The 15,830-nt window shown below is 53.5% G+C and carries 18 protein-coding genes; 10 read left to right on the top strand and 8 right to left on the bottom strand.

Annotated features, from left to right (window positions below):
* The first annotated feature begins 6 nt into the window (after positions 1-6).
* The 6 genes from SHEW_RS19030 (at position 7) to SHEW_RS20780 (ending at position 4,131) form a co-directional block, all read left to right on the top strand.
* Positions 7-546, top strand: a complete 540-nt coding sequence (locus SHEW_RS19030) for a hypothetical protein (protein ID WP_011867467.1) — start codon at positions 7-9, stop codon at positions 544-546.
* Positions 547-566: 20 nt separating this feature from the next.
* Positions 567-1,304: a DNA-binding protein gene (locus SHEW_RS19025; RefSeq protein WP_041407528.1), complete on the top strand. Its 738-nt coding sequence runs from the start codon at positions 567-569 to the stop codon at positions 1,302-1,304.
* 32 nt (positions 1,305-1,336) lie between these two features.
* The gene (locus tag SHEW_RS19020; protein WP_011867465.1) at positions 1,337-1,543 is read left to right on the top strand and encodes a hypothetical protein; all 207 of its coding nucleotides are present in this window, start codon (positions 1,337-1,339) and stop codon (positions 1,541-1,543) included.
* A 239-nt stretch (positions 1,544-1,782) separates the two neighbouring features.
* Positions 1,783-2,955 carry an HD-GYP domain-containing protein gene (locus SHEW_RS19015; protein ID WP_041406802.1) on the top strand — a complete coding sequence of 391 codons (1,173 nt, stop codon included), beginning with the start codon at positions 1,783-1,785 and terminating at the stop codon, positions 2,953-2,955.
* Between the two features lie 129 nt (positions 2,956-3,084).
* A complete protein-coding gene (locus SHEW_RS19010; RefSeq protein ID WP_011867463.1) occupies positions 3,085-3,810 on the top strand; it encodes a DJ-1/PfpI family protein in 726 nt (241 codons plus the stop codon).
* Positions 3,811-3,939: 129 nt separating this feature from the next.
* Positions 3,940-4,131 carry a hypothetical protein gene (locus tag SHEW_RS20780; RefSeq protein ID WP_150099995.1) on the top strand — a complete coding sequence of 64 codons (192 nt, stop codon included), beginning with the start codon at positions 3,940-3,942 and terminating at the stop codon, positions 4,129-4,131.
* On the opposite strand, the gene SHEW_RS19000 is transcribed toward SHEW_RS20780, so the two are convergent.
* From SHEW_RS19000 to rimK, 5 genes are all read right to left on the bottom strand, one after another.
* Positions 4,072-5,019, bottom strand: a complete 948-nt coding sequence (locus SHEW_RS19000) for a YeiH family protein (protein WP_049766549.1) — start codon at positions 5,017-5,019, stop codon at positions 4,072-4,074. The two genes, SHEW_RS20780 and SHEW_RS19000, sit on opposite strands and share 60 nt — an antisense overlap.
* 171 nt (positions 5,020-5,190) lie before the next feature.
* Complete coding sequence (locus tag SHEW_RS18995; protein ID WP_011867461.1) at positions 5,191-6,561, bottom strand: magnesium transporter; 1,371 nt, start codon at positions 6,559-6,561, stop codon at positions 5,191-5,193.
* A 123-nt stretch (positions 6,562-6,684) separates the two neighbouring features.
* Entirely contained in the window at positions 6,685-7,110 is a 426-nt protein-coding gene (locus SHEW_RS18990; RefSeq protein WP_011867460.1) for an ATP-dependent zinc protease family protein, read from the bottom strand.
* Positions 7,111-7,140: 30 nt separating this feature from the next.
* Entirely contained in the window at positions 7,141-8,163 is a 1,023-nt protein-coding gene (locus SHEW_RS18985) for a succinylglutamate desuccinylase/aspartoacylase family protein (protein WP_011867459.1), read from the bottom strand.
* Entirely contained in the window at positions 8,164-9,069 is a 906-nt protein-coding gene (rimK, locus tag SHEW_RS18980; protein WP_011867458.1) for a 30S ribosomal protein S6--L-glutamate ligase, read from the bottom strand.
* A 751-nt stretch (positions 9,070-9,820) separates the two neighbouring features.
* Here rimK and SHEW_RS18975 point away from each other — a divergent pair.
* The 4 genes from SHEW_RS18975 (at position 9,821) to SHEW_RS18960 (ending at position 12,514) form a co-directional block, all read left to right on the top strand.
* Positions 9,821-10,813, top strand: a complete 993-nt coding sequence (locus SHEW_RS18975; protein ID WP_011867457.1) for a hypothetical protein — start codon at positions 9,821-9,823, stop codon at positions 10,811-10,813.
* A 98-nt stretch (positions 10,814-10,911) separates the two neighbouring features.
* Positions 10,912-11,601: an HNH endonuclease gene (locus SHEW_RS18970; protein WP_150099994.1), complete on the top strand. Its 690-nt coding sequence runs from the start codon at positions 10,912-10,914 to the stop codon at positions 11,599-11,601.
* Between the two features lie 155 nt (positions 11,602-11,756).
* Positions 11,757-11,999 carry a hypothetical protein gene (locus tag SHEW_RS18965; RefSeq protein ID WP_041406797.1) on the top strand — a complete coding sequence of 81 codons (243 nt, stop codon included), beginning with the start codon at positions 11,757-11,759 and terminating at the stop codon, positions 11,997-11,999.
* Positions 12,000-12,145: 146 nt separating this feature from the next.
* Positions 12,146-12,514, top strand: a complete 369-nt coding sequence (locus SHEW_RS18960; protein ID WP_011867455.1) for a hypothetical protein — start codon at positions 12,146-12,148, stop codon at positions 12,512-12,514.
* Positions 12,515-12,752: 238 nt separating this feature from the next.
* Here the strand turns inward: SHEW_RS18960 and gorA are convergent, their stop codons facing one another.
* From gorA to SHEW_RS18945, 3 genes are all read right to left on the bottom strand, one after another.
* Positions 12,753-14,108 (bottom strand): glutathione-disulfide reductase, encoded by a 1,356-nt coding sequence (gorA, locus tag SHEW_RS18955; protein WP_011867454.1) that lies wholly within the window; start codon positions 14,106-14,108, stop codon positions 12,753-12,755.
* 131 nt (positions 14,109-14,239) lie between these two features.
* On the bottom strand, positions 14,240-14,782 hold the full coding sequence (locus SHEW_RS18950; RefSeq protein WP_011867453.1) for a hypothetical protein: 543 nt from the start codon (positions 14,780-14,782) through the stop codon (positions 14,240-14,242).
* 120 nt (positions 14,783-14,902) lie between these two features.
* The gene (locus SHEW_RS18945) at positions 14,903-15,679 is read right to left on the bottom strand and encodes a hypothetical protein (protein ID WP_011867452.1); all 777 of its coding nucleotides are present in this window, start codon (positions 15,677-15,679) and stop codon (positions 14,903-14,905) included.
* Positions 15,680-15,830 lie beyond the last annotated feature (151 nt).

Here is a 15,830-nt window from a genome sequence, read left to right as displayed (position 1 = left end):
AAGCGTATGAACAATAAAGGATTCAACCTAAATGACGCCCTGTTTATCGGCTTCTGTGCCACCCTGCTGGTGGCGCTGAAGGGGATGCTGAGGCTAAAACTAGGGCTGTCGGGACATTCCATGTTCCTGATGAGCTTCTTCTATTTAATTTGCTATGGCGCCGTGGGTAAGCGCGGTGCCATCAGCCTGTGTGGCCTGTTGGCGGGCATGATGGCCATGACCCTGGGCGTCGGCAAGGGCGGTCCCTTCCTGCTGGTGAAGTTTGGCCTGCCGGCTATCGCCATGGATATCTGCCTGCTGCTACTGCCCAGCCTGCTGGCGCTCAAGTGGCGCTGCATCATACTGGCGCTGGTGGGCACCCTGGCCTGGGCCAGCAAGGGGCTTATCGAGGGGCTGCTGGCGGGGCTGAGCACCCAAGTGGTGGCGCTACAGTTCGGTAAGAGCCTGTTGTTTGGCAGCTTCTTCGCCCTGTTGGCGGCCATGTTGGTGCCGCCCGTACTGGAGCGACTGCGTAGCCACGACCTGATTGATAGAGAGGAGATATAAGCATGGTGAGAGCATCTGGGTTGAGATCTTGGTTGGTGTGCATCGACGATACCGATGATATCGGCACCAAGGGAACCGGGGAGATCGCCGAGGAGATAGCGCATCTGCTGAGCGATAATCACCTGAGCCGCTGCGCCTTCGTGACTAGGCATCAGCTCTATGTGCACCCTGATATTCCCTACACCTCCCATAACAGCGCCATGTGTTTTCAGGTGCGCACCGCTAAGTCTCAGGATGAGATATTAGAGATAGCCGTGGCCCATCTGCGTAGCGAGAGCGCCGCGGCGTCCGACCCCGGCATCGCCCTGCTGGATCTGCAGCATTCATGTGATCGTGAGGCGCTCATCGCCTTCGGCGAGCAGGCTAAGGAAGAGGTGAAGACCAAGGCGCAAGCCTACGCCCTGGCCGAGCTGCTTGGCATACACCTGAGTGAACATGGCGGCACTGGGCAGGGGATCATAGGTGCACTCGCGGGGCTGGGACTTAGGCTGCAGGGCAACGATGGTCGCATCAAGGGGCAGTTTAACCTGCCCGGCCTAGAGGCGGGCGAGGTGTCACTCTCGGTCGGTGAGGCGATCGAGCTGACCGGGGTCGACCGTGTGCTCAGCAATAGCGGCGAGCAGCTCTGCTTCAAGACGCTCCTCTATCTGTCTGGCAAGGTCAAGGCCGTCTATCGGGATCATCAGGTCTCTCTACTGGTGTATGAGGATCAGGGCCGCTGGCGCAACGCCCTCAAGCAGCAGCTGAAACACTATTAACGGCCCACACAGTAAAGTCGATGAGGAGCAAGATGCAGCAAGCATTTGAACTACGCCAGGGGCGCTGGCAACTGACCATAACCGGGGAAGACTATGCCGCCTCGCGACAACTGGCGGCTGAGTGCGACGGCTTCATCGCCGACGATGAGGATGAGCAGGTGGATGATATCGAGCGTTCCTGCGTTAATTGTGCCCGTCGTCGTTGGTTGATCGACGCCATCGAGTGTACCTTCTTGTAGCAGTATATTAGTCTTTGCTTTACAAAAACTTGCATCATTTTCGGGGGCCGGCAAATGGGGATAAATCGGCCTTCAGCCTGAAACTATCCTCGCCGGCCTCTGGCGTTCTGCCGCGCCCAGGCATACTATAATTTCCTCCTATCACAGTGTTTTCACAGGCAATCGCACCGAAGCTAAGGGATTTAGACTAGGCTAAAAAGGAGCGGATGCGAAAACCGGGTGATTTTTTGGAAAGCGGTATGACCGAAAGTGTGAACGAAAAAGCGGATGTCATGAAGGTGCCGGTGCCAAACCTGGCGCTGGGTATGTATGTTGCGGCTATCGATCATCAGGGAAGAGTCAATATCACCAATCCGGGACAGATTAAAGATCGACAAGCCATAGATAAGCTGGTGCGTAACGGTATCGAGTATGTCTGGGTCGACGTAGAAAGGTCGGCGCCAGAGTGTGGACTCAGGCCGAAACAAGAGCCGGAGAAGATAATACGCCTGACCCGGGATCAGTCCCAGGAGAAGGCCAAACGCCTGATGAGCGAGGCGAAAGATCTGGTCAAGAAGGTCTTGTCCGAGACCTTCGAGGGTAAGGCGGTCAAGGTAGAGCCCTTCGAGGCGCTGGCGGACAAGATGCTCGAATCCGTCATGCTCGATGCCGACGCCTTCAAGTGTATCTCGGCCCTGCGCTCTAAAGATGCCTACCTGCTGGAACACTCCATCAATGTGGCCTTCCTGCTGGTGACCTTTGGTCGCTATCTCAAGCTTAAGCGTAGCGTGCTCAAACAGTTAGCGGTGGGCGGTATCTTGCACGATATCGGCAAGGTGCGCGTCAATAATCGCATACTGCACAAGCCGGGGCGCCTGACGCCGGAAGAGTTTGAGCATATGAAGCTGCATCAGGTCTATGCTCAGGAGATCCTGGCCGAGACAGAGGATCTGTCGCAGATCAGCCGCGACGTCTGTCTGATGCACCACGAGAAGCTCGATGGCAAGGGCTATCCCAATGGTCTAAAGGGAGAGGAGATCTCCCTCCATGGCCGCATGAGCTGTATCGTGGATATCTTCGACGCCCTGACCGCGACTCGCTGCTACAAGGAGGCGATGAGCCCGGCTGCCGCCTTTAAGATTCTACTCAGCCTGACCCCCTTCCATCTGGATGAGAAGCTGGTGTATGAGTTTATCCGCTGCGTCGGTATCTACCCCGTGGGTTCACTGGTGCAGCTCTCTGACGGTCGGATTGGCATCGTCTGGGAGGCGAAAGACAGAGACGCCCTGCATCCCGTGCTCAAGACCTTCTATTCGGTGAAGCATAAGCATTACACCGAGGTGACCATGGTGGATCTGCTTAAATCGGATCTCTTCATCGAGCGCGGCGTGTCGCCCAGCAGTTTGGATGTGGATCCTACGCCTTTCTACTGATCTGGATCAGGCATCAAGGTTTCACAGGATTTGCGCGCTGGCTAGCAGAAGTCCCATGCCGCGCTGTATGGCGCGTCGTGGGCGGTTACACTGGCGCCAACCTCTTACCTAAACTGGCTTAACTCATAGATGAACAGACGAGAATTTATCCTGGCCGGCGGCGCGGTATTCGCCGCCGGTCTCTCCCCTAAGCTTTTTGCCGCGAGTCCGACGTCGAATCAAATACAGCAGCATTTACCGTCGGGTGATCAACCCCAGGCGCCGCTCAAGGTGCTGGCCCTGGTGTTTGACGACTATGAAACCTTAGATCTTCATGGCCCGCTAGAGATGTTGGGGCATCTGCCCAGCGTCGAGATCACCCTTATCGGCCCCCAGTCTATCGTGCGCAGCTATCAGGGGCCGCGAGTGGTGGCCGATCGCCAGCTCGATGAGGTGGTCGAGTGCGATCTCCTGCTGGTCCCCGGCGGCATGGGCACGCGCAAGCTGGTGGACGACACTCGCCTGTTGGACTGGCTGAGGCGTCAGGTGAAGGTCTCTAACAAGGTGTTCTCCGTCTGTACCGGCGCGGCCTTATTGGCCAAGGCCGATCTGCTCGATGGCGTGAGCGCCACCACCAACAAGATGGCCTATACCTGGGTGACAGGATTAAACGACAAGGTTATCTGGCAGCCCAGCGCCCGTTGGGTGGACGATGGCCGTTTCCTCACCTCATCCGGCGTGTCGGCGGGGATAGATGCAGCCCTCTTCTATATCGCCCAAACCTATGGCGAGGCTCAGGCGCGGAAGATAGAGACGCTCACCGAATATCAATGGAACAGCGACGCCGATAAGGATCCCTACGCCGTCATAAGTTAGTCGATTTAGTGCTTAGCCGATTCAGCTATTTGTTAGTAAAAACGGATATTTGCTGAGATTTCGGCGGCAATAAATAATAGCCACTCGATCATTTCGCCAGACCATTTGGTCAAATATAAGGAGGCAAAGATGAAGAAGTGGCTAGTGCTTTTATGTTGCGCCTTCCTGTTGGCGTCCTGGCTCACCACAGGGCTAACCCGATCCCTGGTGGAGCTGGTGGCCTTTATCACCATAGTGACCCTGGTGTGGCGCTACAGCGTCTCAGCTAAAGTTGATGATGTAGAGCAGAGAACCCGCGCCGATAATCAGCCAAAGCAGTAATCCCAGGGCCATCGGCCGCATTCCCGCCTGGCGCATCTTACCTATGGTGATCCCCGCGCCGATCATAAACAGACACAGCACCAACACCCGCTTAGACAAGGCAAAGATGCCGTCATACAGCACCTGCCCCTGAGGCAGGAAGTGCGCCAGCAGTATGGCGAGACAGTAGAAGAGGATAAAGAAAGGCACGGCGATCTTGCGTCGATTGCCGCCAAACGCCATGGCACTCACCAGCGCCACCGGCACTATCCACAGGGCCCTGGCCAGCTTGAGCGTGGTGGCGGTGCGCAGCGCCTCGTCACCATAGGCCGAGGCGGCGCCCACGACCGACGAGGTGTCGTGGATGGCGATGGCGCTCCATACCCCAAAATGATACTGACTCAGCTGCAACAGATGCCCGAGGGCCGGAAACAGAAATAGGGCGATGGAGTTGAGCACGAACACGGTCGCCAACGCTATGGCCGTATCCTGGCTGTCTGCCTTGATGGCCGGGGCCACAGCGGCGATAGCGCTGCCACCACAGATGGCGGTGCCCGAGGCGATCATATGGCTCAGCTTGGCATCGACTCTGAGCAGTCTACCCAGGGCAGTCCCCAGCAGCAGGGTGAATACGATAGAGCCTAAGATCAGCCCGATATTTTGGCTGCTGGCGCTGATGGCAGCGTCGAGCTGAATGCCGAAGCCGAGACCGATAATGGCGTAGGCCAGCAGCTTCTTGGTCAGGGCGCCGATATCCAGATTGTGGGGTACCAAACCTAGGCTTGCCAGGGTGAAGCCGATCACCAGGGCGATGGGGGAGGAGATCACCGGTGTCAGACAGAGGGCGCCGGCGACAAAGAAGATCGCCTGAGCGGGGGGAAAGGGCCACTTTTGAAACAATGCTTTCATCGGTTCCATATCTTGTTTAACCAGATGGGCAGGTTTTATCCTGCCCACCGTTTTCGAATGCCGGGTGTTTTACCACAGATTCGAGCCTATTAACCTTACCTATGTCAGGTTTCGCCGCGCCGTCTTGTGCTACGCCGCATGCCTCGACTCATATCAACACCAAGTCTAGGGCTAGCTCAGCAGGAGCAGGCTACCCAGGCCGAGGAAGATGAAGAAGCCCACCACGTCTGTGACTGTGGTGAGGATCACCGAGCCCGCCACCGCAGGGTCGATACGCATCTGCTTGAGCAAAAAGGGAATAACCGTACCCGACGAGGCCGCCGCCAGGCTGTTGAAGACGATGGCCACGAAGATGATGCCCCCCAGCGCCAGGGAGGAGAACCACCAACTGACCACCACACCTATGAGGGCGCCCAGTAGCACGCCGTTGAAGGCGGCGATCTTCAGCTCCTTGTCCAGCAGCAGGGTGAGGTTGCTGCGCTTCAAGTGGTTCAGCGCGATACCCCGAAGGGCCACCGCCAGGGTCTGACTGCCGGCGATGCCGCCCATGCTGGCGACTACCGGCATGAGTATGGCCAGGGCCACCACCTGTTGCAGGGCGTCGCCAAACAGGCCGATCACCCAGGAGGCGAGAAAGGCCGTCAGCAGGTTGGTGGTCAGCCAGATGGCTCGCATGCGCGCCGCCACGCCAACCGGGGTGAAGAGGTCTTCCTCATCCTGTGGGGTCTCAGACACCAGCACCTCCAGGCTTCGCTCCTTGAGGCGGTGCATCAGGGTCGACAGGGCGATGGCGCCGATGATCTTGCCGCCTTTCTCCACCGGCACCCAGGCAAAGCCTGCCGCCGGATTAAACTGCTGCGCCGCCTGAGTGATATCCAGCTCGTCGCCTACGGCCTCGAGTTCGGTGAGACACTCAGACAATGGCGTGGCGGGATCCTCACGATAGAGCTGCTCCAGGGTACAGCCGCCGTGGAACTGTCCCTCGGCATCGACGCCATACACGGCCACATACTCCCGCTGCTTCTGCTTGTTCAGGCGCTCCAGCACCCGGCCGACCGTGGCGGTTGGACGCGAGCGCAGAATATTGTTGTTGAGGTAACGGCCGACGGCCTCATCCTGGTAGCTCAGCGCCTGCTGCATCTGCTCCGTGGTGAGGGCTTCTTGCTGATCCAGATAGTCTTCGACTATGTCGCCGGGCAGAATCTCGGCGAAGGTGAGGATATCTATCTCAGAGATGCGCCGTGCCAGCCCTTGTAGCTGCTCGGGGCTGAGCAGATCTAAGACGTGGCGGGCGGTTTCATAGTGCAGCAGGTGCAATATGGGCCAGCCGCGGTCGATAGGGATCTTACGGCAGATGGGCGAACGATACTGGTCGCTCACCGACTCCAGCAGGTCGGCCAGGTCGGCATCGGAATAGTCGCTGATAAAGCCGAGGGAGGGTAGCTCCTCCGCCTCGGGATGGCTGACAATGTCGATGACGCGGGCGAGTAAATCGTCTCTGGCCGCCTGATCGGTTTGTGCTGTTGGGTCTGGCATTGTCATAGGGGATGTCCTTGGTTGAGCTTGGGGGACAGTGTAAGGGAAAGCCGTTAACTAAACCATTGAAACGCTGACCTTTGGTCGGCAAAGGTGTTGCGAGTGCCTGCGATAACAGGCACTCACTGGCTAGCCGTTAATCAGAAAACTCTGGGAGGGATCCACCAGGACGCGATCGCCCATGGCCTCACGGCCCAGCAGCATCAGGTAGGTCATGTCCTGGCGATTGCTCAGGGTCAGCTCTATGGGCCACTCATGCTCCCCCAGCTTGAGTGTGGTCGCTATCACGCAGCGCTGCTCTACCTCGCCGTTGGAGGACTTGATGCGGCGCGAGTCGCGCACCGGCGCCTTACAGTGGACTATCTGCTCCAGGTCATACACGTCCGGATGCAGGTCGAAGGCGACATAGGGCCGCCCGCCCACCTTGATCCGCTTGAGGTTATCCACGTGCAGGGCGGAGGTCTTGGCGCCCGTGTCGATGCGTACCTGCAGATCCTTGATGCCCAGATCCGGCAGATCGCAGGCCTCTAAGTTGCCTATGATGATCTTGTTCATCGCTTGTATCCCTTAATGTCTTGGCCGCCCCTAGATGGTCTGGGTGGTCAGCGGCATTATCTGATCGTTCATTATCTCAATATGTTCCGCCACCTCGTCGGCGGCGCTACCAAAGTAGGCCACATGGAACATGGCGTCTCCCTCCAGCACCAGGGGGATATTCTGCTTGCCTATGACGATACCCGTGCGGTTCGATACCACGCTCTGGATCAGCTCGCCCAGTGGGCTGTTGATCTCCGCCAGCACCTGGCCCTTCTCCACATAGGCGCCCAGCTTGGCAAACTCGCACACGAAGCCGCTGGCCGAGGCGCGGGTCCAGTCGCTGCGGTTGGCGATGAAGGGTTCTATCTTCTTGCGCAGGCGGCGTTTACGGATCAGCCCAAGTGACGACAGCACATTGAGGATCCCCCGCTCGCCTGTCTGTATCGACAGCTCGTCAAACCTTAGCGCCTGGCCTGCCTCATACAGCAGCACCCGGGTGCCCTTGTTCACCGCGGCTTCCCGCAGCGAGCCGTCGCGCACGTTGGCGTTGAGCAGCACAGGCACGCCGAAGGCCTGAGCCAGGGCCAGGGTCTGCTCGTCATCCAGGTTGGCACGTATCTGTGGCAGGTTAGATCTGTGGATAGCCCCGGTATGCAGGTCGATACCATAGTCGCAGTGCTGCACTATGCTGTTTAAGAAGGTGTATGCCACCCGTCCGGCCAGCGACCCCTTGGGCGAACCGGGAAAACAGCGGTTAAGGTCACGCCTGTCGGGCATGTAACGGCTCTGATTCAGCACTCCATAGACATTGACCATGGGCACCAAGATCAAGGTACCCTTGAGCAGCTTGAGCTTACTCTGGATCAACCGGCGGATGATCTCGATACCATTGAGCTCATCGCCATGCACCGCGGCGCTGACAAACACCTTGGGGCCATCTTTCTTAGCGCGGATCACATGCACAGGTATCGACACCTGAGTGTCCGTGTACAGGCTGGCTACCGGTAGTTCAAGCTGGTGCTGGGTGCCGGGCTGGATATCGACACCCGCTATGGTAAGTGCTTCGCTCATTTAGCCTTTTCCGCGAGTTCTGTTGGCGTTGGGTTTCGCCTTCTTCTCAATAAATTCATAGATCAGCCCGGCCACATCCTTACCGGTCGCCTGTTCTATCCCTTCCAGTCCGGGCGAGGAGTTCACTTCCATCACCACTGGGCCGTTGTTCGATTGCAAGATATCCACACCACAGAGGTTTAGCCCCATCGCCTTGGCGGCGTTGAGGGCCGTCGCACGCTCATCCTTAGAGAGGCGCACCAGCTGGGCCACACCACCACGGTGCAGGTTAGAGCGAAATTCGCCTTCGGCCGCCTGACGCTTCATGGCCGCCACTACCTTATCACCCACCACGAAGCAGCGGATATCGGCGCCGCCCGCTTCCTTGATGAACTCCTGCACCAGAATGTTGGCCTTGAGACCCATGAAGGCCTCGATCACGCTCTCGGCCGCCTTATTGGTTTCGGCCAAGACCACGCCTATGCCCTGGGTGCCTTCCAGCAGCTTGATCACCAGGGGCGCGCCGCCCACGTTCTTGATCAAATCCTGGATCTTGTCGGGCTTGCTGGCAAATCCGGTACGTGGCAGGCCGATGCCCTTGCGTGACAGCAGCTGCAGGGATCTCAGCTTATCGCGAGAACGGCTGATGGCCACAGACTCGTTGACACAGAAGGTGCCCATCATCTCAAACTGGCGCACCACGGCCGTACCGTAGAAGGTGATCGACGAGCCGATGCGAGGGATCACGGCATCATACTTAGGCAGTACCTTACCCATGTAACGCACGGTTGGGTTGCTGCTGGTGATATCCATGTAGCAGTGCAGTGTATCTATGATGTCCACCTCGTGGCCGCGAGCTTCGCCGGCTTCTTTCAGGCGTTGGGTGGAGTATAAGTTTTCATTGCGAGACAAGATTGCAATACGCATCTCTACTTCCTTAGTGTAAATCTTTAAGTAATTAAAAAATAATGCTTTCAAATTCAAAGTGATTGTTGGCCTCAGGGCGAACAATCGACAGCGACGGCGCTAGGCGTCGCGTGGGGGTGAGGTCACCTAAGCACGGCGCGCGGCCAGCAGAAAAGCTCAGTTGGCTTAACTATAGTCATAATTGGCCACCACCGTGGCACCGCTGACTTTTTTCCTTGGTTTTCATTCGATTGTCTGAGGTTTTCCATCGCCTGTTTAGGGCGCGACCTTATTGATAAACCCCACTGGAGAAAAGCTAATTTTTTTTGTCGTGACCACAATGGATTTTGTTGCTGAACCCAAGGCTTGGCGGGAGTGTTATCTATGCTGGATTTGACTCACCTTGCAGTGCCGTGCAAGTCACACTTTTGGCTGATGTTCAGCGATTCAGCGCCAGGAGTAGACTAAGTCTGGAATGAAGGATAAGGCTGATAGATCTGCTTAATACCCTGTCTATTTGATGTTTCGCTGTGACCTTTGTGTAGCAATAAGAGTTTTGGATAGCCTTGTTTGTATTAAATAAGAAGTATTACAGGGCTCGCTCTTTCCTGAAAATAAGTGAGTATTGTTTTGCGGCAGATCACTTTATTTTAGTAATGACATACTGTTATTATTTATATTTCAGATGTTTATATTTACGTTTGGCTAAATGCATCAGGGGGTGCATGTCCGCTTTCTCGCAAATTAGCGTTATAACCAGTAAGGAACATCGGTGAAAAATTCAGAGCACATTGCAGTAAATTTAACGACTCAAGATTATATTGCTGGAAGCCAAGAGTATGCCGTAGCTCTAAATATCACTAATGCTTCAGGTAAAGAAATATCTGATCTACAGGTGTTTAACACACTCTCTGCAGGAAGAGAGATTTCGCTCAATAATGGCCTAGAATCTTCGAATTTAAACGCATTAGAAGACAAGAAGAGACGACTTATTCGTGATCTTGAGAGAGCCGTAGAAAGTGCCTATGCGAGAAAACGAAGAAAAAAGCAGTCTTTATCGGAGCAATTGGCGTTTACGCTTGTTGAGGCAGTTGATGTTTATGCGTCAATTTTTTCAAAGCGGAAATCGCAACCCACAACTCCGTACTGGGCAGAAGAGGCGCTAAAGATTGATGAGTGGGAAGATGTAGAAAAGTTAGAAAAGGAAGTTATTAGCTTTGAAGATGAAGATTCATTTCTTGCAAAAGCATACGCAATAAACAAAGAAAAGTTAGAACGTGTAATGTCTAAGCTAGAAAAAGAACAGAGCAAAGTCTTTTCGAAAGGAGTATCCCTTCCCCAAGGCAGCACTATTTCTTTTCCATTTTCTTTTAAGGCACCACATCTGCTGAAGCAGAAAAAGATGGATCTATCTTTTAAAATTTCATACAGAGTTGAGGGTGAAGACGTAGTTCATACACGCTCAAGTTCAACGAGAATATTTATTTACCCTTCAGCTTTCTCCGTCCCTACCGGGGGAATGGTAGGAGCTGCAGTTGGGTACGCAATAAAGAGCACGCTAATGTCTGGGGAAGGCTTGGCTCTGAACTGGGGAATTCTAGTTGGTAGTTTAGCATTAGGCTTGGTGATTAGTTTGTTGGCATCTAGAAAACCTGAAACAAACAAAGCGATTACAGTTGAAGATTTTACAGGTGGGCTGATTATAGGAGTACTAGCAGGCTTATATTCGGAGGTAATATTAACTAAGCTCCAGACACTCATATGATGGTTATGTCAAATCAATCAACTTCGTGCCTTCGGCGCCGGACGCAGAAAATCTGCGACGGTTATTGATGTGCTAGGTTTACATTGGAGTCAAAGAAATTGGCTGATTTAGATATTGTGTATAGCAGGTTAGTTAAAGCTATAGAAAAACAAAGGAGTAACTCGTACTGCTTGAGCCTCTGGAGTATGTTCATAAGAGAGCGAGATGGCCACAGGTGCATTATATGTAACTCGAAGAAGAAACTTTCTGCTCACCACATAATCCGCAAGAGCTTTTGGAAGCACTTAAAGTTTCAAACCGGAAATGGAATTACTTTATGTCACGTATGCCATAAAGATCCACATACCGGTTTTAACGGACGTCCGGATCTCAGTCAACCGATGGATGCACAAGGTGGAGAGAAAATAGATTTATTTACAGGTTATCTGGGTGCTCTGGTTATTGACTCCTACAGGCGTAACCAGCTTGAAGAGTATTTGTATCATTTTAGCGATGGAGCTTTAGACGCATTCAAGAAGATTCAGGGTATACCAGAAGCCGCAACATTCGAAGGACGACAAATAGAGAAGGCGTATCAAATATGGAATCAAACCCCAAGAGGAATGTTTGAAGCAATATTAAATTCCGTAGGTGTAACTATTCCAGAGGATTATGTTCAAAATGAAGAAGTGACAATGTATTACTCTGACACTTTGAAAAAGAAAGATGGTAGTCCTGCAGATGTAATGTACTTTCGATATATCCCTCCAACAGAATTTAAAGAAAATCCAGATGATACTCTGGAGTAAACCTAACAAACTGTTGAGGAGTAATTTGTAATGTGTGTATTTTTGCTATGCGTCGTATTCAATGATTAAGGTGGTTTGCAGGTGCTTCGGTATTGCGTTGCTCCCCCCTTAACAGGCCGTTATATGTTTTCCTAAATGTTGAAATTGGAGTCACAATGAAAGTAAAAGAGTTACTAGATAAATTGTCTAAATTAGATCCTGAATTACAATTAATTTTTTCTACAGATGATGAAGACGTTTTGAATAATCGAGAATTATTCAAGTTATTTGATGTACAAGACATAAGTGTAATTGAAGCTGAGCGAACTCGAGATGCATATCGCAAACCTACTCTCAAGATTGGAAAGTCTGAGGGTTCTGTAAAAATGGCTATGATTAACATAAGTGGCGACTTTTAGTTCCACATATAACACACTGTTTAAGAGGGATTCGCGACGCGTGGCATTTTCAGTATGCGTTGGTTTTAACTGATTAAGGTGGTATGCAGCGGTATCGTTATTGCGTTGCTCACAGCTTAATAGGGCAATAAGTACAAGGAGGTAACTTGAGTAAAAACAATGTTGTAGAAATAGAAAAAGATTTGCCAGCACATATCGAGCAGTTAAATGCTCGAATGAAGCATATCGAGCAAATAGCAAAGACAGTGGAAATGGTAGCTGAAAACGGTTTTTCAGTTGCCGATAAGTACTTTGATAATAAAGCAAAACAAGAGCAGTTAGATCTTGAACTGGAAGACAAGCAGCATAAACGTATGATTTTAGTATTGTCTGGTTTGCTCTGCATGGTGTTCGTTTTGATCATGACAGCTATGCTCTTGAAGCAATTTGAACTAGTTAAAATCATCCTTGGGTCAACACTTGCGGTTGGTGGTGGAGCTGGAATAACGTCGCTATTTAAAAGAAAAGATCGCTAGAGAAAGTATTTATAACAAAGTATTTCAGAGTGATTCCAAACGCTTGATTTTTAAGATTAAGGTTGGATTTCGTGTTTACGGTGCAATGGTTTAGGTATCGCGTTGGCGTTGCTAATACATTAATGCTGCCTTAGCCGATATCTACACAAGATGAGTGCCAACTCTCATCGCGGCAGCATTAAAAAGGCCAGACAGTTGTCTGGCCTTTTGCTGTTCTCTCAATCAAGCAACAAGCGTATTAACGCATAGTAACGAACTCTTCGGCGCCTGTGGGGTGGATGGCGACGACGGCGTCGAAGTCGGCCTTAGTGGCGCCCATCTTGATGGCGACGCCGAAGCCTTGCAGTATCTCATCCATGCCGTAGCCGATGCCGTGGATGCCCACGACCTTCTCCTCTTTACCGGCGCACACCAGCTTCATCTTACAGGCCTGACGGTGGGCGGTGACCGCCGTATACATAGAGGTGAAGCCCGAGTTGTAGACCTTGACGTTCTCCTCGCCATATTGGGCGATCGCCTCGGGTTCGGTGAGGCCCATGGTGCCTATGGCAGGGTGGCTGAATACTACGGTTGGCACCAGGCTGTAATCCATCTTGGCATCTGTCATGCCGTTGAATAGGTGCTCTGACAACAGGCGACCCGCCTTCACGGCAACCGGGGTAAGCTCTATGCCGCCTTCGATGATGTCGCCGACGCAGTAGATGCCCTTGGCTGTGGTGTTCTGCTGGGCATCGACCACCACATAACCTTTGTCGTTAAGCTTAACGTCTGTGTTTTCTAGGCCGATCTTGTCGGTGGATGGACGACGGCCGATGGCCCAGATTAGGGTATCGATCTCATAGCTCTCGCCATTTTCCAGCTTGAGGGTCAGTGAGCCGTCGGCGTTCTTGGTGACAGATTCTGGAATGCTGTGGGTGTGTAGGCTAGGGCCGTCGGTGGCCATAGACTCCATCAGGGCCTCACTCAGCATAGGGTCGAAGCTGCGCAGCGGTGCATGCTTGCGCACAAACAGGTGAGTCTCGCTGCCCAGGGCATGGAGTACACCCGCCAGCTCGACGGCGATATAGCCTGCGCCGACTACGGCCACACGCTTAGGCTGTTCGTTGAGGGCGAAGAAGCCGTCTGAGTCGATACCATATTCGGCGCCCGGAATGTTGGGAATGGTCGGGGTGCCGCCGGTGGCGATTAGTATATGGTCGGCGCTGTAGTGCTCGCCATTCACCTCTATGGTGTTGTTGTCGACGAATTGGCCATAGCCGCGCACCAGGGTGACGCCGTTGCTGTCCAGGCCTCTGTCGTAGGCGCCGTGGATGCGCTCTATGTAGGCCTCGCGGCTCTCGACCAGCTTGCTCCAATCGAATTTATTGACCGATACGTCGAAGCCATAGTCTTTGGCGTACAGGTGCATGGCCTCGGCGACTTGGGCGCCATACCACATGACTTTCTTAGGGACGCAGCCGACGTTTACGCAGGTGCCGCCCAGAGCCTTGGCTTCGATCAGCAGTACCTTGGCACCGCGCATGGCCGCACGGTTGGCCGAGGCGATGCCGCCGCTGCCGGCGCCTAAACAGATATAGTCAAAATGTTGAGCCATCTTTTTCTCCAAATTCGAAGGATTGCATATGGGGGTCATTGTAGGGGTAAAGCGACAAGCAAACCAGAGGTGTGTGCGCCCTTTAGCACTAGACCCGCGTCAGGGCGTATGACTTTCAAATGAGTTTGCGATTAGCGCCGGTACTGGCACTTGTGGTGATCGCTCTGGCTTGGCCCCTCGGCGCCGCATTTCATGCAGACCCATTCGCTCTGGCGGGCGCGTAGCTCCTCGTCCTGATAGCCGTAATCTTGTTTCGCTTGCCGCTTGAGGCTCTTCTCCAGATGCGACATACGCTTGTCGAGCCAACGGCAGCTGGGGTCGTCGGCCACATGCTGGCGACTGGCCAGCTGCTGTTTACGGCTTAGCTGTTTTTGACTTAGTTTCTTAGTGCGTTTCTGTTTGGGCTTTTGGGTGGCTCTCTTATCCCGGCGCGACTTGGGCTGCGTAGGGCTGGCGCGATAGTTAAGGGCGCCGGTTGGGTTGTCAGGGATGAGGAGTGGATTACCTTCGCTGTCCAGGGCGCCGTCGGCGGGCAGGGTGATCGTCTCGGAAGCTATCGCCTTAGAGTTTAGCGGCGCGTCTTTATCTTGGGCCTGAGCGGCACAGATAAATAGCAGCGAGAGTGCGATAGCGTTTAAGGTGAAATAGGTAAGCGTTCGATAGTGGCCAGACATTCCGTGTCCTCCAAGTCAGGGCTGGCACTCCTTGCCAGCCTTAGATAAAGCTAGTTCATGGCGAGCCAGCTTTCAATGAAGGACATCGTCTTGCAGGTTATAGCCTAGAAAGCTAGAGCCTTAGAAACTGAAGGTGAGGTGTAGGCCCGCATAGGTATTGTTGAGGCTGCCCTTGGTGTCTGGGTTTTCCTGCTTAATATCTTCCTGGGCCAGGGTGCGGCTCAGGTGGCCCGAGAGTACCAGGCGGTCGGCCAGCTGATATTGGGCCTCGAGACCAAACTGAAAATGGTTAGGGCCGTTGTGCGCTTCGGTCACATATTGGAAGTCGAACGCCTGGGTGACATAGGGCGTCAGTGTGAGTCTGTCTGAGACAGGCCATTCGCTGTGCAGGCTGGCCTCGACAAAGTAACCCGCCGCCTCGGTGGAGTAGGTGTAGGTCAGCGAAGGGGTTAGCCAGGCGATGCCCGTGTATTCCAGGGTGGCGAACAGCTCGTTATCGCCGCAGCGCTCATCGCCGTAGGCCTCGATGCGCTGGTAACCTAGGGCGGCACTTAAGTTGTCGCCAAGCTCGAAGCCATATTCCAGCCCCATGTTCCATTCTATGTAGTATTGGCTATCGCCCCGACCGACTGTGGTAAACAGGGTGAGATCGTCGATCTGCACGGCGGCGGTTGCCCAGTAGATGCCGCCCTTGTCTAAGTTGCTACGCCCCTCTGAGATATACTTCGAGTCCCACCCCAGGTCGAGGATGACGTTGGTATCCGGGCCTTCACTGTGGCTGATGATGTTGTTGATATGCGAGTCATCGACAGTGCCGGTAATGGCCTGGTCGGCGGCGTTGGCGGTACCGGCCAGCAGTAGGCCGATAATGCATGAGTGGCTGATCAATCTGTTCATGGGTGTAACACTGAAATAAGTTTGGGATCGGGATGAATAGTAATGGGTTAAATATTAAACATAAATGAGAATTGGTTGCATTTGCGATCCGCTTGGCAATATCTGTGTTGTAAATGTGAAGTAAATATAGCCTTGTTCTAGATCAAGGTTT

The organism is Shewanella loihica PV-4 (assembly GCF_000016065.1).
GTDB lineage: Bacteria > Pseudomonadota > Gammaproteobacteria > Enterobacterales > Shewanellaceae > Shewanella > Shewanella loihica.
This window is presented reverse-complemented; position numbering and strand designations above follow the sequence as displayed.